The sequence below is a fragment of the Micromonospora sp. NPDC004336 genome (genome assembly GCF_053602615.1).
The window spans coordinates 13,007-34,787 of sequence record NZ_JBSGDY010000056.1; the positions used below are offsets into that span (position 1 = coordinate 13,007).

Genomic DNA, 21,781 nt, shown 5'->3' on the forward strand with positions numbered 1-21,781 from the left:
GGCTCAGTGCGGTGGTGCCTCGTGGCGGCACGGAGCGAAGCGGAGTGGCGGCATGAGCACGTTCGGGAGTATCGAGCAGGCGGTGGCGGACATCGCCGCCGGGCGGCCCGTCGTCGTGGTCGACGACGCCGACCGGGAGAACGAGGGCGACCTGATCTTCGCCGCCGAGCTGGCGACGCCGGAGCTGGTCGCGTTCATGGTGCGGTGGACGTCCGGCTACATCTGCGTGCCGCTGACCGAGGGCGAGTGCGACCGGCTGGACCTTCCGCCGATGTTCCACACCAACCAGGACCGGCGCGGCACCGCCTACACGGTGACCGTGGACGCCCGGGAGGGTGTCAGCACCGGCATCTCCGCCGCCGACCGCTCGCACACCATCCGGCTGCTCGCCGACCCGGGCACCGGCCCGGCCGATCTGGCCCGCCCCGGGCACGTGGTGCCGCTGCGCGCCCGGGAGGGCGGCGTGCTGCGCCGGCCCGGGCACACCGAGGCGGCCGTCGACCTGACCCGGCTGGCCGGGCTGCGCCCCGCCGGCGTGCTCTGCGAGCTGGTCAACGACGACGGCACGATGATGCGGGTGCCGGACCTGGAGAAGTTCTGCGCCGAGCACTCGCTGACCCTGGTCACCATCGCCGACCTGGTCGCGTACCGGCGGCGGACGGAGAAGCAGGTGGAGCTGGTCGCCGAGGCGCGGATGCCCACCCGGCACGGGGTGTTCCGGGCGCTGGGCTACCGCAGCGAGCACGACTCGGCCGAGCACGTCGCCCTGGTCGCGGGCGAGATCGGCGACGGGCGGGACGTGCTGGTGCGGGTGCACTCCGAGTGCCTCACCGGCGACGTCTTCGGCTCGGTGCGCTGCGACTGCGGCCCCCAGCTCGACGCCGCCCTCGAACGGGTCGCCCGCGAGGGACGGGGGGTGGTCCTCTACGTGCGCGGCCACGAGGGGCGCGGCATCGGGCTGCTGCACAAGCTCCAGGCGTACCAGCTCCAGGACCAGGGCCGCGACACCGTGGACGCCAACCTCGACCTGGGCCTGCCGGCCGATGCCCGCGACTACGGCACCGGCGCGCAGATCCTCTACGACATCGGGGTGCGTTCGATGCGGCTGCTCACCAACAACCCGGCCAAGCGGGCCGGGCTGGAGGGCTACGGGCTGACCATCACCGGCCGCGAGGGGCTGCCGGTGCGGCCCCACCCCGAGAACGTGCGCTACCTGCGCACCAAGCGGGACCGGATGGGGCACCTGCTGGACGAGCTGGACGAGGTCACCGAGGCCCCGATGGGTCGGCCGGTGCCCGGCGACGAGATCGGAGCGTAGACATGGCGGGTTTCGGCGAACCGGGCGTGACGACGGTGGACGCCGCCGGGATGACCGTCGGCGTGGTCGCCGCCCGGTGGCACGGCGACCTGACCGACCACATGCTCGACCGGGCGGTGGCCGCCGCCGCGGCGTGCGGGGCCCGCGCGGTCACCGCCCGGGTGGCCGGCTCGGTCGAGCTGCCCGTGGTGGCCCAGGCCCTCGCGCGGCGCTGCGACGTGGTGGTCGCGCTCGGCGTGGTGGTGCGGGGCGCCACCGCGCACTTCGACTACGTGTGCCGCTCGGTCACCGACGGGTTGACCCGGGTCGCGCTCGACGAGGGCAAGCCGGTCGCCCACGGCGTGCTCACCGTGGACACGATCGAGCAGGCCCGGGACCGGGCCGGGCTGCCCGGCTCGGCGGAGGACAAGGGCTGGGCGGCCACCGTCGCCGCGCTCGACGCCGCGCTCGCCGTCCGGGGCCTCGCCACCAGCGGCCACAAGGTCGGCTTCGGCGGCTGACCGCCGACGCGGGCCCGGCTGACCGCCGACGTGGGCGCGGCTGACCGCCGACGCGGGCAGCGGGACGGACGCCGGCGCGGGTCGTCCCACTGCCCGGGAGACCCGGCGTGCGGAAGACAACGCGGCCGGACCCGGCGCACGTGCCGCCGGCGGGTGGCTGGAAGAATCGCGGCGTGAAGACGTTCGAGGAGTTGTTCGCCGAGCTGCAGGCCAAGGCCGCCGCCGGCACCCCTGGCTCGGGCACGGTCGCCGCGCTCGAGAAGGGCGTGCACTTCATCGGCAAGAAGGTCGTCGAGGAGGCGGCCGAGTCGTGGATGGCCGCCGAGCACGAGGGGCCGGAGCGCACCGCCGAGGAGATCTCCCAGCTGCTCTACCAGGTCCAGGTGCTGATGCTCGCCAGCGGTCTCGACCTCAAGGACGTCTACCGACATCTGTGAGTGCGCCCCGTCGTTGATCAGTTTCGATCGAAGGAGCACTCCGTCATGCTGCGTGTCGCCATCCCCAACAAGGGCACCCTGGCCGAGCCGGCCGCCCAGATGCTGCGCGAGGCGGGCTACCGCCAGCGCACCGACCCGAAGGACCTCGTCTGCCGGGACGAGGCCAACGACGTCGAATTCTTCTACCTGCGTCCCAAGGACATCGCCACCTACGTCGGCTCCGGCGACCTGGACCTCGGCATCACCGGCCGGGACCTGCTGATCGACTCCGGCGCCCCGGCCGAGGAGGTGGTGGACCTCGCCTTCGGGCGGGCCACGTTCCGCTTCGCGGCCCGCCCCGACGACATCGCCTCCGTCAAGGAGCTGGGCGGGCACCGGATCGCCACCGCGTACCCCGGTCTGGTCGAACGGCACCTCGTGGAGCTGGGGGTCGAGGCGGAGGTGATCCGCCTCGACGGCGCGGTGGAGAACGCCGTCCGACTCGGCGTCGCCGACGTGGTCGCCGACGTGGTCGAGACCGGCGCCACCCTGCGCCAGGCCGGGCTGGTGGTCTTCGGCGAGCCGCTGCTGCGCTCCTCGGCCGTGCTGGTCCGCCGCGCCGCCGCGCCGGACCACCCGCAGGCCGCGCAGCTGCTGCGCCGGCTGCACGGGGTGCTGGTCGCCCGCCGCTACGTGATGCTCGCCTACGACGTGCCGGCCGGCCTGCTGGACCGGGCCAGCTCGCTCACCCCGGGCATCGAGTCGCCGACGGTGTCCCCGCTGCACCGCGAGGGCTGGGTGGCGGTGGAGGCGATGGTGCTCCGCGACGACGTGCACCGGATCATGGACGAGCTGTACGAACTCGGCGCCCGCGCGATCCTGGTCACCAACATCCACGCCTGCCGGCTGTGAGCCGCCCGCCCACGGCGGCGGGTGCCGCGGCGCCCGCCCCGGTGCCGCGCGTCCTGCCGCCGTGGGTGGCGCTCGCCGTGGTCACCCTCGCCGGTGTCGCCTCGGCGGCCCAGGGCACGGTCAACGCCGAGCTGGGTGAGCGGGCCGGCAACGCGACCCTGGGCGCGGTGGTCAACAACCTCGGCGGGGCGCTGCTGGTCGGCCTCGGGGCCCTGGCGCTGCCGTCGGCCCGCACCGGCCTGGCCGCGCTGCGTCGGGCCCGGCTGCCCTGGTGGACGTACCTGGGCGGGCTCGGCGGGGCGGCGATCGTGCTGGCCGGCGCGTACATCGTGCCGGTGCTCGGGGTGGCGGTCTTCACCATCGCCCAGGTCGCCGGCGGCAGCCTCGGCGGGCTGGCCGTCGACCGGGCCGGGCTGGCGCCGGTGGGGCGGCTGGCGCTCACCCGACCACGGGTCGCCGGGGCGCTGCTCGGCGTGGCGGCCGTGACGCTGGCGCAGCTCGGGCAGCCCGTCGGCGATCTCGCCCTCGGCCTGGTCCTGCTCGCCGTGGCCGGCGGACTGGGCGTCGCGCTCCAGTCCGCGCTGAACGCGCGGGTGTCCGCCGCCGGCTCGCCCGCCGCCGGGCTGGTCGTCAACTTCGCCACGGCCACGCCCGTGGTGCTGCTGGTCGCGGCGCTGGCGGGCGCCCTCACCGGGCCGGGGCCGACCTGGCCGCCCGACTGGTACCTCTACACCGGCGGTCTGCTCGGTGTCGCCATCGTGGCCGCGCTGCTGGTGGGGGTCCCGGCGATCGGGGTGCTGCGGACCGGGCTGGCCCTGGTCGCCGGGCAGCTCGGTGGCGCGCTGCTGCTGGACGCGCTGCTGCCGGGCGGCCCCGGCCTGCGGCTGCCGGTGCTCGCCGGGGCACTGCTCACCCTGGCGGCGGCCCTGGTCGCCGGCCGGGGCGGCGGGCGCCGCCATCCGCCCGACGTGGTGCCGTCCGCCGTCGGCGGTCCGCCGGCATCCGCCCCGACCGCCGGGTCGGCGACGCCAGGCTAGGCGTCGGGGACCCGGCGGTGGGCGGTGCGGTTCGTCGGTGTCAGTTCACCCGCTCGGAGAGCCCGTGCCGTCGCTCGTAGGTCCGGATCGCCGCGTCCCAGGCTTCGGTGTACTCCGACGGCCCCATGCCGAGGTCACCGTGCCCGCGCACGGCCTCGCGCAACAGCTCCACCAGGTCCGGCACGGTCTCCCGACGCTCCTCGACGTAGCGGCGGAAGACCTCGGCGAACTGCTCACCGGTCAGCCGGGCCGCGTGTGCGGTCACCGGATCGTCCTCCAGGCTCTGCAGCACGGCACACCACCGGCGCGTGAGATCGTCCGCCTGCCGGGCCCTGATCTTCTGCAGCTCGTGGTCGCATTCGAGCTTGATCCGCTCCTCCCAGTACGGGCGCAGCCGTTCCCGCACCCGCTCGTCGGGGCTGACCCGCACCTGCACCCAGAAGTACGGCTGGGAACCCTCCCGCGGCCAGCGCTGGCCGGCCAGCCGGTCGTTCAGCGCCCGCTCCAGCTCGTGCGAGCGGTGCGGCTCGTACTGGCGGGCCAGGTCCACCGCTCGCTCCCGCACGATGCCACCCGCCCAGGCGAGATAGCGCTCGGCCCGGAGCCGCAACTCCTCGTAGATCATGTTCTGTGCGGTCCAGGTGTAGACGGCGTGCAGGCGGAAGTCGAAGGCATCCCCCTTCGCAGGAACCAGGATCGGCTGCGGCACGTCGTGTCGGAACGTCACCGTGCTGGGGACCGGCGGCGCCGGCGGCCGGGGCAGGGGGACGGGTCCGGCCGGCGCGAGGAAGGTGTGCCACCAGCGGCGCCGCTCCGGCTGGGACGGCACGGAGGTCTGGGCGGTGGTCGGCGGGGTGGCGGGACTGGTCATGGCAGGTCCTTGTCGATGAGCGCGTGTACGGCGTCGAGCAGGTTGTTGTGCGGCATGATGGGCCGCCAGACGTGGCGGAGCTGGTGGTCGAGACGGTGGCGCAGTGGCGGCCGGTCGGCGATCACGTGCCGGAGCAGGGCCAGGCAGTGGGCCGCCACCTCGGGGTCGCCGTCGGCGCGGTTCAACCAGAAGCCGAGCGTCCGCCATGATCGGTAGGCCGTCTGCGGCATGCTCAACGCCACGGCCCAGAGCGCGGCGACGTCGGTCGGCTCGACGATCCGCCGTCGGATGAGATCCAGCAGCTCCGGCCAGTGTTCCCTGGGCGGCTCCGCCCAGCGGTCGGCGAGGACGCGCAGCGTCCGCGCCGCGTGCAGCCGCACCTCCGCGTCGTCGGAGGCGGTCCAGCCGACCAGCTCCGGCACGAGTGTGGCGGCGTGGCCGTGCCGGTAGACCTCGACGAGGCCTCGGACCACCGAGTTGTTCCACCGTTGCATGCGGGCCTGCGCCACCAGACGCAGCTGCATCAGGGCGGCGTCGGGCCAGAGGCGGGCCAGGCCGAGGCCGTACGCCCGGGCGACGGTGTCCCGCAGGTGCGCCGCCGGCCCGGCCGCCCACTGGTCGAGCTCGGTCCGGACGCGCTGCCGAAGCCTCGGTTGCATCGCCATCGCCACCAGCACGATGGCGGCGGCCTGCCGAACGCCCGCCCGTCGTTCCCGGGCGAGGTCCCCGACCGTCTGTAGAGCCGCCCGCATGTCCTGCCCGGCCGACCAGCCGATCGCGCCCGCGGCCGCCTGGCGGACGCCCGGCACGTCGGAACGGACCAGGTCCGCCAGCCAACCGAGCAGCTGTGCGGGGGGCCACCAGTCCGTCCAGGACACCTCGAGCAACGTCGAGCGGAGCTGCTCGCTGCCGGCGCAGAACTCGATCCGTTGGCCGCCGGCGGCCTGCGTGTCGCTGACCACCACGACGGCTTGGCGCAGCGCCGATCCGAGCAACGTGTCGAGGTCCGGCCCGCGCTGCTGGGGGCCGGTGGACGCGACCCCGGTGAGGTCGGTTCCGAGCAGGCGTTGGGCCGCCTTGCGGATCTCCGCCACCGGCTGCCCAGCCAGTACGGCGCAGGCCAGCCGGAACGCCCGGGCCTGGTCGGCCGCCCAGCCGTCGATGCCGTCCGGACCGTCGTGCCGTCCGACGTCGAGGATCTGCGCGGCCCGTTCCCGCAGTTGGCGGGGCAGCAACTGCTGCAACCTCTCGGTCAGGGCGGGGCCGTGCGGGACCGTCCGGGCGATCAGCTCCACCACGGGAACCACCTCGCCCGGCCGGGGTTCGCCGGCGAGGTACGCCGAGAGCAGCGGGTGCGTGACGCAGCCTTCGTCGATGTACCGGTCCACGCAGGCGCCGTCACATCCGTCCGCGCACCAGCCGACGCATCGGCCCGTCAGCTGTTGGCGCAGCCGTGTTCTGAACACCTCCACCGCCGGCGGCACCCGATGCTCCACCACATGCCCGGCGAGATCCTGACGGCGCCGCGAGAAGTCGCCCACCAGGACCAGCGTGATGCCGGTCGTCTCAGCCCGGGCCGCGAGCGCCACCAGGGTGAACCCGTCGACGGCGCCGGCCGCGGGGTCCGCGAGCCGGAGTACGTACCCGCGTCCACCGGGCAACCGTTCGCTCGATCCGAGCAGGTCCGCGAGCTGCTCCGCGCCCAGGACGGCGGCTCCGTCGTGCCCGTGTCTGCGGGCGGCCGCGAGGACGGCGGAGGTGAACCGGCCACTGGAGGACGGACCGGACAGGCACACCAGGTGGCGGCGTTTGAGGTGACGATCGAGCTGCTGGTCGCTCGACGTCGGCGCGTACCCCTCCGCCAGCTCCCGGACGTCGGTCTCGCTGAGGCTCTCGTACCAGATCCTCCCGGCGCCGTCGAGGCCGGCGGTCGTCAGGTTGACGGTGCCGATCGCGACGGCGCCGTGTCCGGTGGCGTTCTGCCCCCGTACCCGCACGTCGCCGAGGCCGATCGTCGGGCCGCCGAGCAGGTCGGCCAGCCTGCGGATGACGTCCGCCGACTCGAGCGGCTCCTCCGGCTCGTCCGCCTCGCCGCCGTCCGCCTGGCCGCCGTCCGTCGATCCGATCGGGTCTGCCGGCCCGTCGGACGAGCCCGGGTCCGCCTCGACGGGGTCGTGTCCGTCGTCACCGAGGGCGTTGCGGGGCCCGTCCTGGTCGTCGGCGTCGTCGTGTGCGTACGGGATGTCGGGTGCGGTCACCGTTCCCGGCCTTCCCGCCCGCCGCCCGACGTCACGTCGCGCCCGACGGAGCCGATCGCCGTGGCGCCGTGCCCGATCGCGTTCTGGCCGTCGACCCGTACGTCGCCCGTCCGGATGCCGCCCGTCTCCGGTCGCGGGCCGGTCAGCGGTGCACCTGACGGTTCCCGTCGACGCTCCGCACCGGATTCGGAGCCTCGTGGCGGAGACGGCGGCGTCGAGGCGCCGGCCGACGGCGAGGTCGACATGTCCTCGTCCACGACGCAGAGCCAGGCGTCCTCCCGGAACCCCTTGTCCGGGTGGGCCACCTCGACCCGCCGGAACCGCTCCGGGCGCATCTCCTCCGGGTACTCGGTGACGACGTCGCGGTAGATCTCCGTCGACACGATCAGCGCCACCCCGGCGTCGGGAAAGGCCGCCAGGGCCTTCTTCACGGGCTCGGCCTCGCACAGCCGGCAGACGAAGACGACGGCGTTGCCGGGGAAGCCGTTGGCCCCGTCGAGGTGCACCAGCCCCTGGTGGACGGCGATCCGCAGGCGGATCCGGGCGGCCGGCACCCGGCTGCTGTTGTAGCCGCGCAGCCGCCTGTTCAGCTCCGGTACGAAACGGCCGATGACGCGGGACTCAGCCACGTCCCGGGGAAGGATCGCCAGCTCGCCGTCACCGGCCTGCTGTGTGGTCCAGGCGACACGGTCCAGTCCGACGTCGCCGGCGGCCCCGTGCAGGAGTTCCCGGAAGTGTTTCTGCGCCTCGTACTGCTGGAGATTGGTCCGCCGGCTGTACCGCTCCATGTCCACGGAGATCAACAGCCGCCGTTCGGGGTGTCGCATCGTCGTGCCGCCCTTCATCGCCCGACCCGCCCTTCAGACGGGCATCGCAGGGGACATCGAACCGAGGCGGGCCCGCCGGGACCCCGTAGAAGTACGGCATCGTCCGGAACTGTCGTCGGTGCGTCATTCCGTCCTGTGCGGGTGTCCGGCGGGCGGTGAGCCGGTGTCCTGATCGCATGAGGACCGGTCTGATGGAGCTGCTGCTCGCGGTCGGCTGGCCGCCGGGCGTCCTGCTGGCGTTGGTGATCGTCCAGCTCGCCGTCGCCGCCCTGCGATCACGGGCGTCGCGGAACGCGCAGGGGCGGCTACGCTTCGACGGCTGTCGCTGGCCGAGGAGGATGAGAGTGCTGATGCGACGACCGGCCGAACCGTCCGCCGTCACCTGGCCGTACGGCACCTTCCTGCAACGGCTCGGTCCTTCGGTCCGGGGCGCACTGCTGGAGCTGGGCGTCCGTCGGCGGGTGCCGCCCGGGCAGATCGTCATCCACGAGGGCGTACGGGAGTCCCACCTGGTGCTGCTCGAGGAAGGGCTGACGAAGGTCACCGCGACCCTTCCGGACGGGCGGGCCGCGCTGCTGGCTCTGCGCGTCGGCGGTGACCTCGTCGGCGAGATGTCGGCACTCAACGACCGGCCCCGCTCGGCGAGCGTCACCACCTGCGGGCCGGCGACCTACCGGGTCATCCAGCCCGACCGGTTCAAGGCGTTCCTCAAGGAGCACCCCGAAGCCGCCCTGGAATTGGCGGCGATGGTGTCCGACCGGCTGCGCTGGTCCAACCGGCGACGCATCGACTTCACCTCGTACCCGGTGAAGATCAGGGTGGCCCGGGTCGTCGCCGAGCTCTGCCGCACCCATGGCCGCCAGATTCGGGACGGGGTCGTCATCGACGTGCGGCTCACGCAGCCCGAGCTCGCCAGCATCTGCGGCGCCGCCGAGACCTCCATCCAGAAGGCCCTGCGCGAACTTCGCGCGGAGGGCCTGGTCGACACGGACTACCGCCGGATCACCGTCCGCGACCTGCCTCGCCTGCGGCGGACGGGCGAGTTGGAGGCCGAGGAGGGCTGACGGGCGCCGAGCGAGCCAAAAGTGTGGCGGCGGGGGATCGGCGCGGGACGGATGGCAGACTGGTGGGGTGAGTGAAACCGAGACGATCAGCCTCCGCCCGCGCCGCATCCGGGTGGTCTGTTGGGCCTCGGCGGTCGTGCTGCTCGTGGTGTTCAGCCTGGTGGCGACGTCGCTGACCGGCGAGACGGGCAACGGCTACGGCAGCTTCCAGCGGGGCGACCAGATCGCGATGGTGGGTCTCGGCGTCTTCGGCGCCCTCGGCTTCCTGCTCTTCACCCGGCCCCGGGTGGAGGCGGACGTGCGCGGCGTCCGGGTGCGCAACATCATCGGCTCGTACGAGCTGCCGTGGGAGGTCGTCCGCGGGGTCCGCTTCGACCGGGGCGCGCCGTGGGCGAGCCTGGAGCTGCACGACGACGACCTGCTGCCGATGGTCGCCCTCCAGGCGGCCGACAAGGAGCTGGCCGTCGAGGGGGTCCGCGCGCTGCGCCGGCTGCACCAGGCGCACCAGGCCCGCCTCGCGCAGGGCGCGGCCGGCCGCTGACCCGGCGCCGCCGCCGGGCCCGGCTTCGGGCCCTACCCGGCCCCTGCCGTCGACCGACCCGCCCCGGCAGCCCTGGTTCGTTCCGCCGCCGCCGTGCCGGCCCAGCCGTCGCCGCGCCGCCGCCGTCGTGCCGGCCCAGCCGCCGCCGCGCCGCCGCCACTGTGCCGGTCCGGCCGCCGCCGCGCCGGCCCGGCCGTTCGCCGGCCCGGCCGTTCGCCGTTCCGGTCCGTCCGCAGGGGGTGCCCGGTTTGGGGCGCTCGGGGCGAGGGTGTAGTGTTGTCGAGTCGACCAGGCTGTCTCCGCGTGCGATCTTCGCCCGTGACCCGACAGCCATGAAAGAGGAGCGCCTGCTCCCACCCGAGTCGCCGCCACGGTGGCCGGGTCCGGTCCCCGGTTCCGGGCACGTCCCGGCACCGGATGCGCGATCATGTGATCGTGCCGACCGGTCGAGCGGGCCCTGGCATGCGCCGGGGCCTTCTGCTTTCCGGGTCGGCTCCCACCCGGGAGCCGCGGGGTCGGCCACGCAGGAGACTTTGACTCGAGGAGGCCCCATCAGCGTCGAACCACGCGTGAACGAGCAGATCCGGGCACGTGAGGTCCGACTGGTCGGCCCCGAGGGTGAGCAGGTGGGCATCGTCCCGCTGGAGCGCGCCCTTCAGCTGGCCGCGGACGTAGACCTGGACCTGGTCGAGGTTGCGCCGATGGCGCGCCCGCCGGTGTGCAAGCTCATGGACTTCGGCAAGTTCAAGTACGAGAGCGCACTCAAGGCGCGCGAAGCGCGGCGTAACCAGCAGCAGACCGTCATCAAGGAGATGAAGCTCCGGCCGAAGATCGACCCGCACGACTACGAGACCAAGAAGGGTCACGTGGTGCGGTTCCTCAAGGCCGGCGACAAGGTCAAGGTGACGATCATGTTCCGCGGTCGCGAGCAGAGCCGCCCGGAGCTGGGTTACCGGCTCCTGCGCCGGCTCGAGTCCGAGATCACGGAGCTGGGGTACGTCGAGGCCGCTCCGAAGCAGGACGGTCGAAACATGATCATGGTTCTCGCTCCGCACCGGGCCGTCAAGGCCTCCGCGGTCGCCGCGACGGCGTCCCGCGGTGGGGCCCGGGACCGGAACGCGGACGAGGCCGCCGCTTCGGCAGCCGGCGAGACCGCGGCGGCCGGTGAGACCGCAGCGGCCGGCGAGGCCGGCAACGCCGCCGACAACAGCGGCGAGTAACAGGGGAGAAGACGTTCCACATGCCGAAGATGAAGAGCCACACGGGGATGGGCAAGCGGGTCAAGGTGACCGGCAAGGGCAAGATCGTTGCCCAGCAGGCCGGCCTCCGGCACAAGCTGGAGAAGAAGTCCTCCACCCACACCCGTCGGCTGACCGGCACCGTCGTGCTGGCCAAGGCCGATGTCAAGCGCATCAAGAAGCTGCTCGGCCGCTGACGCGCGCCACCCGACGTAAGAAGGAGTTGAGATGGCACGCGTCAAGCGGGCTGTGAACGCCCAGAAGAAGCGCCGTACCCTGCTGGAGACCGCGAGCGGCTACCGCGGTCAGCGCTCCCGCCTCTACCGCAAGGCCAAGGAGCAGGTGCTGCACTCGATGCAGTACTCCTACCGGGACCGTCGCGACCGCAAGGGCGACTTCCGGCAGCTGTGGATCCAGCGGATCAACGCGGGCGCCCGCGCCAACGGGATGACCTACAACCGCCTGATCCAGGGCCTGCGCCTGGCCGGCATCGAGGTCGACCGCAAGATCCTGGCCGACATGGCCGTCAACGACGCCGCCGCGTTCGCGGCGATCGTCGAGCTGGCCCGGGCCGCGGTCACGGCCGAGGGCACCGGCGGCGCGGCGGCCCAGGCCGCCTGATCCACCCGTACCAGCAGATCGAGGCGTCTCCCATGCAGTCATCGTCGCGCGGGAGACGCCTCGACGCTGTCTCCGGCCCCTTCACCCCGCGTACCCCCAGGGTGGTCGCCGCCCGCCGGCTCCAGCGCCGCCGGGACCGCGAGGCCGCCGGCCGGTTCCTGGCCGAGGGGCCGCAGGCGGTCCGCGAGGCCCTGGCCCGCCCGGGGGTGGTCGCCGAACTCTTCGGTACGCCCGCCGCCCTCGACCGGCACGCCGGGCTGGCCGCCGACGCCGCCCGCGCCGACGTGCCGGTCTCCGAGGTGACCGACGAGGCCCTCGCCGCGCTCGCCGAGACCGTCGCCCCGCAGGGCCTCGTCGCCGTCTGCCGGCACCTCGACGTGCCCCTGGAACGCGCCCTAGCCGACGGGCCCCGCCTGGTCGCGGTGCTCGCCGAGATCCGCGACCCGGGCAACGCCGGCACGGTGCTGCGCACCGCCGACGCCGCCGGGGCCGGGGTGGTGGTCTTCGCGGGCGACGCCGTCGACCCGTACAACGGCAAGTGTGTGCGGGCGTCAGCCGGCAGCCTCTTCCACGTCGACGTGGTCCGCGCGCCCGACCCGCTCGACGTGGTCGCGGCGCTGCGCGGCGCCGGGCTCGCCGTCCTCGCCACCACCGGGTACGGCGAGGACGACCTCGACGACCTCGCCGACGCCGGGCGGCTCGCCGCCCCCACCGCCTGGCTGTTCGGCTCGGAGGCGCACGGCCTGCCCGAGGCGCTCACCGCAGCCGCCGACGCGCGCGTCCGGGTGCCGCTGCACGGGCGTGCCGAGAGCCTGAACCTGGCTGCGGCCGCCGCCGTCTGCCTGTACGCTTCAGCCAGAGCGCAGCGGTGACCCCTCGTCGGTCCCGCGAGCCGTCAGCAGAGGAGAGCGTCCGCCCCATGAACGCGCCACGGCGTTCGTTTAGCCAGCCCGCCGGTGTCGGCGGGCGGCGGGCCTGACCTGCTTTCCGCGTAACTCCCACCGGCGGGCTGCGGCACAGCCGCGCGTCCGTAGACTCGCCTAGCCGCCCCGTGAGGGCTGGCGCCGCCGTGAGGGAGTGCCCGTACGCCATGAGCTACCGCAACGATCCGTACGACCCGAAGCAGGTCGCCCTGCTCGACCCGGCCGCCCTGGCCGAGGCCGTCGCCGCCGCCGAGAAGGCGTTCGCCGAGGCCGGTGACCCGGACGCGCTGACCGCCCTGCGCCCGGCGCACCTCGGCGACCGGTCGCCGATCTCGCTGGCCCGCCGCGAGATCGGCGCGCTGCCGCCGGCCGCGAAGTCCGACGCCGGCAAGCGGGTCAACGAGGCCCGCCGCGCCGTCGAGGCCGCGTACGCCGCCCGCCAGGAGGTCCTCGACCGGGAGCAGGCGCAGCGGGTGCTGGTGGAGGAGCGCGTCGACGTGACGCTGCCCCACGACCGGCGGCCCCGGGGCGCCCGGCACCCGATCAGCACGCTGATGGAGCAGATCAGCGACCTGTTCGTCGGGATGGGCTACGAGGTGGCCGAGGGCCCCGAGGTCGAGCTGGAGTGGACCAACTTCGACGCGCTCAACATCCCCGCCGACCACCCGGCGCGCGGCCTGATGGACACCTTCCACGTCGCACCCGCCGACGGCGCGGCGGCGGGGTCGGGCCTGGTCCTGCGCACCCACACCTCGCCGGTGCAGGCGCGCACCATGCTGACCCGCAAGCCCCCGATCTACGTGATCGTGCCGGGTCGGGTCTACCGCACCGACGAGCTGGACGCCACCCACGCGCCGGTCTTCCACCAGGTCGAGGGCCTCGTGGTGGACAGGGGCATCACCATGGCGCACCTGCGCGGCACCCTGGACCACTTCGCCCGGGCGATGTTCGGCGAGGGCGCGAAGACCCGCTTCCGGCCTCACTACTTCCCGTTCACCGAGCCGTCCGCGGAGTTCGACGTCTGGTTCCCGGAGCACCGCGACGGCCCGCGCTGGGTCGAGTGGGGCGGCTGCGGCATGGTCAACCCGCGGGTGCTGCGCGCCTGCGGCATCGACCCCGAGGTCTACTCCGGATTCGCGTTCGGCATGGGCATCGACCGGACGGTGATGTTCCGGCACGGGGTCAGCGACATGCGGGACATGGCCGAGGGCGACGCGCGGTTCACCCGGGCGTTCGGGGTCGGGGCGTAGGCGATGCGGGTACGAGTCACGGAGACGGTGGTCTGAGTCATGCGAGTTTCTGTCAGTTGGTTGCGGGAGTACGTCGACCTCCCCGCCGACCTGCCCGCCGGCGACCTGGAGCAGGCCCTGGTCGACCTCGGCATCGAGGTCGAGTCCGTGGTGGACCTGCGGGAGACCGTCACCGGCGCGCTGGTCGTCGGTGAGGTGCGGGAGATCGAGGAGCTGACCGGCTTCAAGAAGCCGATCCGGTTCTGCCGGGTCGACGTCGGCGACGCCAACGGCACCGGCGAGCCGCAGGAGATCGTCTGCGGGGCGCGCAACTTCGTCCAGGGCGACCGGGTCGTGGTGATCCTGCCCGGCGGCGTGCTGCCCGGCGGCTTCGCCATCGGCGCGCGCAAGACCTACGGGCGCAACTCCAACGGCATGATCTGCTCGGCGAAGGAGCTGGGCCTCGGCGACGACCACTCGGGCATCATCGTGCTGCCGGAGGACACGCCGGCCAAGCCGGGCGACGACGCGCGGCCCGTCGTCGGGCTCGACGACGTCGTGGTCGAGCTGGAGATCACCCCCGACCGGGGGTACGCGCTGAGCCTGCGCGGCCTCGCCAGGGAGCTGTCGCACGCCCTCGGCGTGCCGTTCCGCGACCCGGGCCTGGCGCCCGCGCCCGGCGGCACCGACACGCCCGCGTACCCGGTGCGGGTGCGGGACACGGTCGGCTGCGACCGGTTCGCGGCGCGGCTGGTGCGCGGCGTCGACCCGACGGCGGCGACCCCCGGCTGGATGCAGAGGCGGCTCACCGTCGCCGGCATCCGCAGCATCTCGCTGCCGGTCGACATCACCAACTACGTGATGCTGGAGCTGGGCCAGCCGATGCACGCCTTCGACGTCGACCGGATCGCCGGGCCGCTGGTGGTCCGCCGCGCCGAGGCGGGGGAGAAGCTCACCACCCTGGACGGGGTCACCCGCGTCCTCGCCGCCGAGGACATGGTGATCTGCGACGCGGGGCTGCCGAACCCCGTCGCGGGCGAGGGCGCCGGCGTCCCGATCTCGCTCGCCGCCGTGATGGGCGGCGAGACCAGCGAGGTCGTCGCCGGCACCACCGACGTGCTCTTCGAGGCCGCCCACTGGGATCCGGCGATGGTCGGGCGCACCGCCCGGCGACACAAGCTGTTCAGCGAGGCGGCGAAGCGCTGGGAGCGGGGCGTTGACCCGGCCCTGCCGCTGGTCGCCATCGAGCGCGCCGTGCGGCTGCTCACCGAGCACGCCGGCGGCACGGCCTCGGACGAGATCCTCGACATCGACCACGTCCGGCCGCGTACCCCGGTCGTCCTGCCGGCGGACCTGCCGACCCGGCGGATCGGGGTGAGCTACCCGCCGGCGCGGGTGGTGGCCCTGCTGGAGCAGGTCGGGTGCACGGTCGCGCGGGGCGCCGACCGGCTGGCCGAGGATCCGGGCGCGGTCGGTGTCGCCGCCGGCGACGGCGCGGCGCTCACCGTCACCCCGCCGACCTGGCGGCCCGACCTGACCGACCCGGCCGACCTGGTGGAGGAGGTCGTCCGCCTCGACGGGTACGACCGGGTGCCGTCGGTGCTGCCGACCGCGCCGCCGGGGCGCGGCCTGACGTCGCAGCAGCGCCGCCGCCGGGCCGTGGCCCGGTCGCTGGCCGAGCGGGGGTACGTGGAGGTGCTCGCGCACCCGTTCGTCGCCCCGGAGCTCGCCGACCAGCTCGGGCTGCCCGAGGGCGACCCGCGCCGGCGGGCGGTGCGGCTGGCCAACCCGCTGTCGGAGGAGGAGCCGCTGCTGCGCACCACGCTGCTCGGCCCGCTGCTCGGCATCGTCCGGCGCAACCTCGGCCGGGGCCAGCGCGACCTCGCCCTCTACGAGATCGGCGCGGTGTTCCGTCCGCGCCCGGACGCCGGCCGCCCGCCGGCGATGGGCGTGGACCGGCGGCCCACCGACGAGGAGTTCGCCGCTGCCGACGCCGTGGTGCCCGACCAGCCCCGGCACGTCGCGGTCGTGCTGACCGGCGACGTCGAGCCGGCCGGCTGGTGGGGCGCGGGCCGCCCGGCCGGCTGGGCGGACGCCGTCGAGGCGGGCCGGGACGTGCTGGCCGCCGCCGAGATCCCCGCCGAGCGGATCGAGGTCCGGGCCGCCGAGCACGCCCCCTGGCACCCGGGCCGCTGCGCCGAGCTGCTCGTCGACGGCACGGTGGTGGGGCACGCCGGCGAGTTGCACCCGGCGGTGCTGGCGGCGCTGGAACTGCCCCGGCGGACCAGCGCCATGGAGCTGGACCTGGACGCGCTGCCGCCGGCCCCGGTGGCGCCCGCGCCGGTCGTCTCCGGCTTCCCGCCGGCGCTGATCGACGTGGCGCTGGTGGTGGACTCCTCGGTGCCGGCGGCGCAGGTGCAGCAGGCCCTCGTCGAGGGCGCCGGCGAGCTGCTGGAGGGGGTGCGCCTGTTCGACGTGTACTCGTCCGAGCAGCTCGGGGCGGGCCGCAAGTCGTTGGCGTACAAGCTCACCTTCCGGGCCCCGGACCGGACGCTGACGGTCGAGGAGGCGGTGGCCGCGCGGGACGCGGCGGTCGCCCGGGCCGCGGAGCGCTTCGGCGCCACCCTGCGCGGCGCCTGACCGGTGTCGACCGTCGGATGGCTGGTGGTGGCCGGCGCGCTCGCGTCGGCCGCCGCCGGCCTGCTCTGGGCCCGCCGGCACCTGCTGCTGGTCTCCGTGGTGGGGCGCAGCATGGAGCCGACGCTGCGCGCGGGGGACCGGGTGCTGGCCCGGCGGGTGCCGCTGGCCCGCGTCCGCCCCGGCGACGTGGTCGTGGTGGTGGCCCCGGCGGCGATGACCGCCGGCCACCCCACCCGGCCCGGCGACGGCGGCCCCGGTCTGCTGATCAAGCGGGCGTACGCGGTGCCCGGCGAGCCGGTGCCGGTCGACCGGGTGCCCCTGCTGCGGCAGCGACCGGAGCGGGTCGTGCCGCCGGGGCAGCTGGTGGTGCTCGGCGACAACCCGCCGTTCAGCTACGACTCCCGCGAGTGCGGCTACGTCCCGGAGACCGACCTGCTGGGAGTGGTGGTCCGGCCCCGGCTGCGCGCCGACTGACCGGCCGGGCCGGCGCGCCGACCGACCGGCCCGGCCCACGTGCCACCCGACCGGCCCGGCCTACGGGCCACCGACCGGCCCGGGTGACGTGCCGCCCGGCCGTGGCCGGGCGGCACGCCGGTGCCGGTCTCAGCAGAGGGCGGTCATGCTTTTCGCCCCCGCGCTGCAGTAGTACCCGCACGAGCCGCAGAACGTCTGGCAGGCCCCGTTCTGGCTGCACCGCTTCAGGTGGCACGTGCCGCACACGGCGCACCACGGGTCCGGCGGACAGCCGGCCGCGGCCGTCACCCTGGGCACGAACACGCCGAGCATCCGCTCGCCCAGGCTTTCGAGTCGACGGAACATCCGTTCACCTCCTTCCGATACCGGTCGTTGCCGGGACGCTACGGCCGGCCGGTACACCGGCCCTACAGCGGCGCCGCTGCCGGGGCGGATCGATGTATCCGCGATGTATCCGCCGCTCCTAGCGTGGGCCTCCCCGCGCCGAGGAGGAGGTCCGGATGCGAGCGGTGGAGCTGGCCGCGCGGCTGTCGCTGGCCCTGGTGTTCCTCATCGCGGTGGTCGGCAAGCTGCGGACCCGGGCGGGCTTCGCCGACTTCGTGGCCTCGGTGGACCAGTTCGGCGTCCCGGCCCGGTGGGCCCCCGCCGTGGCCCGGCTCGCGGTGGCCACCGAGGCGGCCGTGGTCGTGCTGCTCGCCGTGCCGGCCACCGTCCCCGCCGGGCTGCTGCTCGCCGCCGGGCTGCTCGGGGTGCTCACCGCCGCGATCGCCGGCGCGCTGCGCCGGGGCGCCCGCCCGGCCTGCCGCTGCTTCGGCGCCGGCGACGCCCCGATCGGCGCCCGGCACGTGGCGCGCAACCTGGTCCTGCTCGCGGTGGCGCTGCTCGGCCTGCTCGGCTGGGCCGCCGGCGGCCCGCCGCCGTCCACCGCGGCGGCGCTGCTCGCGGCCGCGGCCGCCGTTCCCGTCGCCGCGGTGGTGGTCCGCCTCGACGACCTCGTCGCGCTCTTCGCACCCACCCCGTCCCGGGCGTCCCGCTCGGCGGGCCGACCCTGACCCCTGTCGCCCGGCTATCCGAAGGAGCCCTCCCATGGCGCTGTTGACCGCCGCCGTCGTCCTCGTCGGCGCGCTCGGCCTGCTCAACCTGGTGCTGCTGCTCGGCGTGGTCCGCCGGCTGCGCGAGCACACCGACCTGCTCAACGACCGCCATTCCCAGCCGCCGGAGGTGATGCTGGAGGTGGGCTCCCTGCCCGGCGACTTCGTCTCCACCACCGTCGACGGCCAGGTGCGCACCCGCGCCGACCTTCCGCCGATGACGCTGGTGGCGTTCCTGACGCCGAGCTGCGAGCACTGCGAGGAGCAGGTGCCGCTGCTGATCGACCGGGCGCGGAGCATGCCGGGCGGGGCGGAGCACGTCTGGGTCGTGGTGGTGGGCAAGGGCCCGGAGACCGAGCCGTACGCGGCCCAGTTCGCCGGGCTCGCGACGGTCTTCGTGGAGCCGGGCAGCGGCCCGCTGCCGATCGCGTTCGGGATCAAGGGCTTCCCCGCGTTCGGCCTGCTCGACGAGCGCGGGGTCGTCGCGTCGACGGCGTTCGGCATCGCCCGGTTGGACCTGCCGGTGGCGCGGTGACCGGCCCCCGGCTGGCTCCCCGGCAGGCCGTCCGGCACGCCCGGGAGGCGCTCGGGCTCACCTGGCGGGCCGCGCCGGGCGGCACCGCCGGGGACCTGCTGCTGGCCGTCCTGGCCGGGCTGACGCCGGTGCTGGTCGCCGGGCTGACCAAGCTGGTGCTGGACGGGCTCACCGGCGAACGGCCGGGCGGCGCGTCGCTGGCCCTGCTCGGCGTCGGCCTGGCCCTCGCCGCCGCGGCCGGGGTGGTCCTGCCGCACGTGCGCGCGTACGTCGAGCGGGAGCGGGACCGGGCGGTGACCCGGCTGGTGCGGCGGCGGCTGCACGACGCGGTGCTGCGCCTGGTCGGCCTGGTCCGGCTGGAGGACCCGGAGTTCCAGGACCGGTTGCAGGCGGCCCAGCAGACCGGGCACCTCGGGCCGACCCAGCTCACCGGCAACGCGTTCGGCGCGGTGCAGAGCCTGCTCGCCCTCGGCGGCTTCCTCGGCGTCCTGCTGGTGCTCAGCCCGGTGGTCGGGCTGCTGGTGCTGGTCGCGGCGCTGCCCACGCTCTGGATGCAGCTGCGCCTCAACCGGGCCCGCGCCGCGATGGTGCTGCACCTGGAGCACTTCCAGCGGCGTGACCTGTTCTTCGCCCAACTGCTGGTGGGCGTGCCCGCCGCCAAGGAGGTCCGGCTCTTCGGCCTGGGCCGGTTCTTCGGCGACCGGATGCTCGACGAGCTGCACGGCATGCACCGGGTCGAGCAGCGGCTGGACCGCCGCGAGCTGCGGGCCCAGGGCCTGCTGGGGCTGCTCGGCGCGGGCGTGGCCGGCGCGGGCGTGGTCTACGCCGTCACGGCGGCCGCCGCCGGCCGGTTGACCCCCGGCGACGTGGTGATCTACCTGGCCGCCGTGCCGGGCGTGCAGGGGGCGCTGGGCGGCCTGGTCGGTCAGCTCGGCGCGATCCACCGGGCGCTGCTGCTGTTCGACCACTACGACCAGGTCCGCCGGGCGGAGCCGGACCTGCCGGTGCCGGTCGGGGCCCGGCCCGTGCCGCCGCTGCGGGAGGGCATCGAGCTGCGCGACGTGTGGTTCCGGTACTCGCCGCGACACCCGTGGGTGCTGCGCGGGGTGGACCTGTTCCTGCCGGCCGGCGGAACCACCGCGCTGGTGGGGCTGAACGGCGCCGGCAAGAGCACCCTGGTCAAGCTGCTCTGCCGGTTCTACGACCCGGAACGCGGCACGATCCGGTGGGACGGCACCGACCTGCGCGAGTTCGACCCGGCGGCGCTGCGGGAGCGGCTCGGCGCGGTCTTCCAGGACTTCATGCCGTACGACCTGTCGGCGGCGGAGAACATCGCCGTCGGCGACCTCACCGCCCGCGACGACCGGGAGCGGCTGCGGGCCGCCGCGCGGCAGGCCGGTGTCGACGAGGCCCTGACCGCGCTGCCCCGGGGGTACGACACGCTGCTCACCCGGATCTTCTTCGACGGCCCGGACCGCGACGACCCGCAGGCGGGGGTGGTCCTCTCCGGCGGCCAGTGGCAGCGGGTGGCGCTGGCGCGGGGCTTCCTGCGCGCCGACCGGGACCTGCTGATCCTCGACGAGCCCAGCTCGGGTCTGGACGCCGAGGCCGAGCACGACCTGCACACCCGGCTGCGCGAGCTGCGCCGGGGGCGGACCAGCCTGCTCATCTCGCACCGGCTCAACGCGGTGCGGGACGCGGACACCATCGTCGTGCTGGCCGACGGCCGGATCGCCGAGTACGGCCGGCACGACGACCTGCTCGCCGCCGGCGGCGGGTACGCGCGGCTGTTCACCCTCCAGGCGCGCGGCTACCGGGAGGGCACCCCCACGCCGGTCTGACCGGGCGACTGCTCGACGGTGGCGGCCAGCTCGGCGGCGTAGAGCCGGACCAGCTCGCCGATGCGGTAGCGGCCCGGCCCGGCCGGCTCGGCGAGCTGCGCCGCCACCAGCCGGTCCAGGGCCCGTGCCGCGTCCTCGGGCGGCACCCCGGTCAGCGCGGCGGCCAGCTCGGCGGTGACCGGCCCGCTCCGGGCCCCGCCCAGCCGGCGGAACACCGGCGCGGCCCAGCCGAGCCGGCGGTAGCTCGCGGTCAGCCGGGGGCGCAGCCCGGTCTCCGCGAGCCGGTAGCGCTCGTCGCGCAGCAGCCGGGCCAGCCGCGCCATCGTCCAGTGTGGTCCCTCGGCCAGCCGCCGGGCCGCGGTGCGCAACGCCAGCGGCAGCCCCTCACAGAGCGCCACTACCGCCGAGGCGGCCTCCGGTTCCTCGTCCACCCGGCGGTCCCCGGCGGTGGCGCGCAGCAGGGCCAGCCCGTCGCCGGGCGGCAGCGGGTCCAGCCGCAGCGGCCGGGCGTCGCCGTCAGGCACCGGGCAGCGGCTGGTGAGCAGCAGCGCGCAGCCGCCACGCACCGGGAGCAGCCCGTCGACCTGCGCCGGGTCGGCGACGTTGTCGAGCACGAGCAGCACCCGCCGGCCGAACAGCAGCGACCGGACCCGGGCCCGGGCCTCCGCGAGGCCGGCGCGTTCGGCTTCGCCGGGTGCGCCCCGGAACGCGCGCAGCACCCGGGCGGCCACCTCGACGGGGGAGAGCGGGACGCCCGCCACCGACCCACCGAGGTCGAGGTGGAGCTGGCCGTCGGGGAAGGCGTCGAGGACCTCGGCCGCCGCGCGCAGCCCGAGGGCCGACTTGCCGGCGCCGGCCATGCCGTAGACGGCGACGGTCACCGGCTGCCCGGACGCGGCGGTCAGCGCGGCGCGCAGCCGGGCCAGCTCGGCGTGCCGGCCGACGAAGGGCGCGGTGGCGCAGGGCAACTCGTGCGGCACCGGTCGGGGCCCGGCGGGGCGGTCCCGGGCGTGGGCGGCCGGGCGGCCCGAGGCCGGCGACGGGCGGGTCTCGGGCCGCCGCAGCGTGCGGTACAGCTCCGTCAGCTCGGGGCCGGGGGCGACGCCCAGCTCCCCGGCGAGGGACCGGCGGGCGGCCCGGTAGGTCTCCAGGGCGGCGGCCTGGTCGCCCGCGCGGCACTGGGCGGTCATCAGCAGCGCCCAGGCCGGCTCGCGCAGCGGGTGCTCGGCCAGGTGGGCGCGGAGCAGGGCGAGCAGCGTGGGGCTGCCCCGGTCGCCGAGGTCCAGCCGGCAGGCGGCGTACGCCTCCCGGGCGGCGGCCCGGCGCTCGCGCAGCCCGTCGAACGCGGCGGCGGTCGCCGGCCCGTACGCCGGTGGCGGGTCCGTCGCCGACCACAGCGCCAGCGCCCGCTCCAGCAGCGGCGCCGCGAGGTCGGGCGCGCCGCC

Annotated in this window: 22 protein-coding genes; 17 read left to right on the forward strand and 5 right to left on the reverse strand. The window is 75.3% G+C overall.

Translation table 11 applies throughout. From position 1 onward, the window contains the following. The first annotated feature begins 52 nt into the window (after nucleotides 1-52). The 5 genes from ACWENR_RS14620 to ACWENR_RS14640 all read left to right on the forward strand — a co-directional run bounded on the left by ACWENR_RS14620 (nucleotide 53) and on the right by ACWENR_RS14640 (nucleotide 4,183). Nucleotides 53-1,318, forward strand: coding sequence for a bifunctional 3,4-dihydroxy-2-butanone-4-phosphate synthase/GTP cyclohydrolase II (locus ACWENR_RS14620; protein WP_452277492.1), 1,266 nt, complete (start codon nucleotides 53-55; stop codon nucleotides 1,316-1,318). Between the two features lie 2 nt (nucleotides 1,319-1,320). Next, nucleotides 1,321-1,818 carry a 6,7-dimethyl-8-ribityllumazine synthase gene (gene ribH, locus ACWENR_RS14625; RefSeq protein WP_452277493.1) on the forward strand — a complete coding sequence of 166 codons (498 nt, stop codon included), beginning with the start codon at nucleotides 1,321-1,323 and terminating at the stop codon, nucleotides 1,816-1,818. Nucleotides 1,819-1,991: 173 nt separating this feature from the next. Next, nucleotides 1,992-2,255, forward strand: coding sequence for a phosphoribosyl-ATP diphosphatase (locus ACWENR_RS14630; RefSeq protein WP_088947482.1), 264 nt, complete (start codon nucleotides 1,992-1,994; stop codon nucleotides 2,253-2,255). Nucleotides 2,256-2,300: 45 nt separating this feature from the next. Then, nucleotides 2,301-3,146 (forward strand): ATP phosphoribosyltransferase, encoded by an 846-nt coding sequence (gene hisG, locus ACWENR_RS14635; RefSeq protein ID WP_452277494.1) that lies wholly within the window; start codon nucleotides 2,301-2,303, stop codon nucleotides 3,144-3,146. Then, complete coding sequence (locus ACWENR_RS14640; protein ID WP_452277495.1) at nucleotides 3,143-4,183, forward strand: DMT family transporter; 1,041 nt, start codon at nucleotides 3,143-3,145, stop codon at nucleotides 4,181-4,183. Before hisG ends, ACWENR_RS14640 begins: the two co-directional genes overlap by 4 nt. Before the next feature lie 40 nt (nucleotides 4,184-4,223). On the opposite strand, the gene ACWENR_RS14645 is transcribed toward ACWENR_RS14640, so the two are convergent. The 3 genes from ACWENR_RS14645 to ACWENR_RS14655 are packed head-to-tail and all read right to left on the reverse strand — an operon-like array spanning nucleotide 4,224 to nucleotide 8,139. Then, nucleotides 4,224-5,054 (reverse strand): hypothetical protein, encoded by an 831-nt coding sequence (locus ACWENR_RS14645; RefSeq protein ID WP_452277496.1) that lies wholly within the window; start codon nucleotides 5,052-5,054, stop codon nucleotides 4,224-4,226. Beyond that, the gene (locus tag ACWENR_RS14650) at nucleotides 5,051-7,312 is read right to left on the reverse strand and encodes a hypothetical protein (protein WP_452277497.1); all 2,262 of its coding nucleotides are present in this window, start codon (nucleotides 7,310-7,312) and stop codon (nucleotides 5,051-5,053) included. Before ACWENR_RS14650 ends, ACWENR_RS14645 begins: the two co-directional genes overlap by 4 nt. Beyond that, the gene (locus tag ACWENR_RS14655; RefSeq protein ID WP_452277498.1) at nucleotides 7,309-8,139 is read right to left on the reverse strand and encodes a hypothetical protein; all 831 of its coding nucleotides are present in this window, start codon (nucleotides 8,137-8,139) and stop codon (nucleotides 7,309-7,311) included. The genes ACWENR_RS14650 and ACWENR_RS14655 overlap by 4 nt, the downstream gene beginning before the upstream one ends. A 176-nt stretch (nucleotides 8,140-8,315) precedes the next feature. On the opposite strand from ACWENR_RS14655, the gene ACWENR_RS14660 reads away from it, so the two are divergent. The 9 genes from ACWENR_RS14660 (at nucleotide 8,316) to ACWENR_RS14700 (ending at nucleotide 16,869) form a co-directional block, all read left to right on the forward strand. Beyond that, the gene (locus ACWENR_RS14660) at nucleotides 8,316-9,203 is read left to right on the forward strand and encodes a Crp/Fnr family transcriptional regulator (protein WP_452277499.1); all 888 of its coding nucleotides are present in this window, start codon (nucleotides 8,316-8,318) and stop codon (nucleotides 9,201-9,203) included. 67 nt (nucleotides 9,204-9,270) lie between these two features. Next, nucleotides 9,271-9,744 (forward strand): PH domain-containing protein, encoded by a 474-nt coding sequence (locus ACWENR_RS14665; RefSeq protein WP_452277500.1) that lies wholly within the window; start codon nucleotides 9,271-9,273, stop codon nucleotides 9,742-9,744. A 569-nt stretch (nucleotides 9,745-10,313) separates the two neighbouring features. Continuing rightward, nucleotides 10,314-10,964 (forward strand): translation initiation factor IF-3, encoded by a 651-nt coding sequence (gene infC, locus ACWENR_RS14670; protein WP_452277501.1) that lies wholly within the window; start codon nucleotides 10,314-10,316, stop codon nucleotides 10,962-10,964. Nucleotides 10,965-10,984: 20 nt separating this feature from the next. Further along, complete coding sequence (gene rpmI, locus ACWENR_RS14675) at nucleotides 10,985-11,179, forward strand: 50S ribosomal protein L35 (protein WP_452277502.1); 195 nt, start codon at nucleotides 10,985-10,987, stop codon at nucleotides 11,177-11,179. Between the two features lie 31 nt (nucleotides 11,180-11,210). After that, nucleotides 11,211-11,603 carry a 50S ribosomal protein L20 gene (gene rplT, locus ACWENR_RS14680; protein WP_452277503.1) on the forward strand — a complete coding sequence of 131 codons (393 nt, stop codon included), beginning with the start codon at nucleotides 11,211-11,213 and terminating at the stop codon, nucleotides 11,601-11,603. Nucleotides 11,604-11,635: 32 nt separating this feature from the next. Then, complete coding sequence (locus ACWENR_RS14685) at nucleotides 11,636-12,475, forward strand: TrmH family RNA methyltransferase (RefSeq protein ID WP_452277504.1); 840 nt, start codon at nucleotides 11,636-11,638, stop codon at nucleotides 12,473-12,475. Between the two features lie 218 nt (nucleotides 12,476-12,693). After that, nucleotides 12,694-13,776, forward strand: coding sequence for a phenylalanine--tRNA ligase subunit alpha (pheS, locus tag ACWENR_RS14690; protein ID WP_452277505.1), 1,083 nt, complete (start codon nucleotides 12,694-12,696; stop codon nucleotides 13,774-13,776). Nucleotides 13,777-13,815: 39 nt separating this feature from the next. After that, on the forward strand, nucleotides 13,816-16,395 hold the full coding sequence (pheT, locus tag ACWENR_RS14695) for a phenylalanine--tRNA ligase subunit beta (protein ID WP_452277506.1): 2,580 nt from the start codon (nucleotides 13,816-13,818) through the stop codon (nucleotides 16,393-16,395). Nucleotides 16,396-16,398: 3 nt separating this feature from the next. Then, a complete protein-coding gene (locus ACWENR_RS14700; protein WP_452277507.1) occupies nucleotides 16,399-16,869 on the forward strand; it encodes a S26 family signal peptidase in 471 nt (156 codons plus the stop codon). Between the two features lie 129 nt (nucleotides 16,870-16,998). Here the strand turns inward: ACWENR_RS14700 and ACWENR_RS14705 are convergent, their stop codons facing one another. Beyond that, nucleotides 16,999-17,214, reverse strand: a complete 216-nt coding sequence (locus ACWENR_RS14705) for a hypothetical protein (RefSeq protein WP_091095509.1) — start codon at nucleotides 17,212-17,214, stop codon at nucleotides 16,999-17,001. 155 nt (nucleotides 17,215-17,369) lie between these two features. Here ACWENR_RS14705 and ACWENR_RS14710 point away from each other — a divergent pair, with 155 nt between their 5' ends. Genes ACWENR_RS14710 through ACWENR_RS14720 form a run of 3 tightly spaced genes read left to right on the forward strand, consistent with a single transcriptional unit; the run spans nucleotide 17,370 to nucleotide 20,336 of the window. Further along, on the forward strand, nucleotides 17,370-17,921 hold the full coding sequence (locus ACWENR_RS14710; protein WP_452277508.1) for a MauE/DoxX family redox-associated membrane protein: 552 nt from the start codon (nucleotides 17,370-17,372) through the stop codon (nucleotides 17,919-17,921). A 34-nt stretch (nucleotides 17,922-17,955) separates the two neighbouring features. Further along, nucleotides 17,956-18,495, forward strand: coding sequence for a TlpA family protein disulfide reductase (locus ACWENR_RS14715; protein ID WP_452277509.1), 540 nt, complete (start codon nucleotides 17,956-17,958; stop codon nucleotides 18,493-18,495). Further along, nucleotides 18,492-20,336: an ABC transporter ATP-binding protein gene (locus tag ACWENR_RS14720; RefSeq protein ID WP_452277510.1), complete on the forward strand. Its 1,845-nt coding sequence runs from the start codon at nucleotides 18,492-18,494 to the stop codon at nucleotides 20,334-20,336. The genes ACWENR_RS14715 and ACWENR_RS14720 overlap by 4 nt, the downstream gene beginning before the upstream one ends. On the opposite strand, the gene ACWENR_RS14725 is transcribed toward ACWENR_RS14720, so the two are convergent. Further along, nucleotides 20,306-21,781: BTAD domain-containing putative transcriptional regulator (locus tag ACWENR_RS14725; protein WP_452277511.1), on the reverse strand; the 1,476-nt coding region annotated here is incomplete at its 5' end. The genes ACWENR_RS14720 and ACWENR_RS14725 overlap by 31 nt on opposite strands.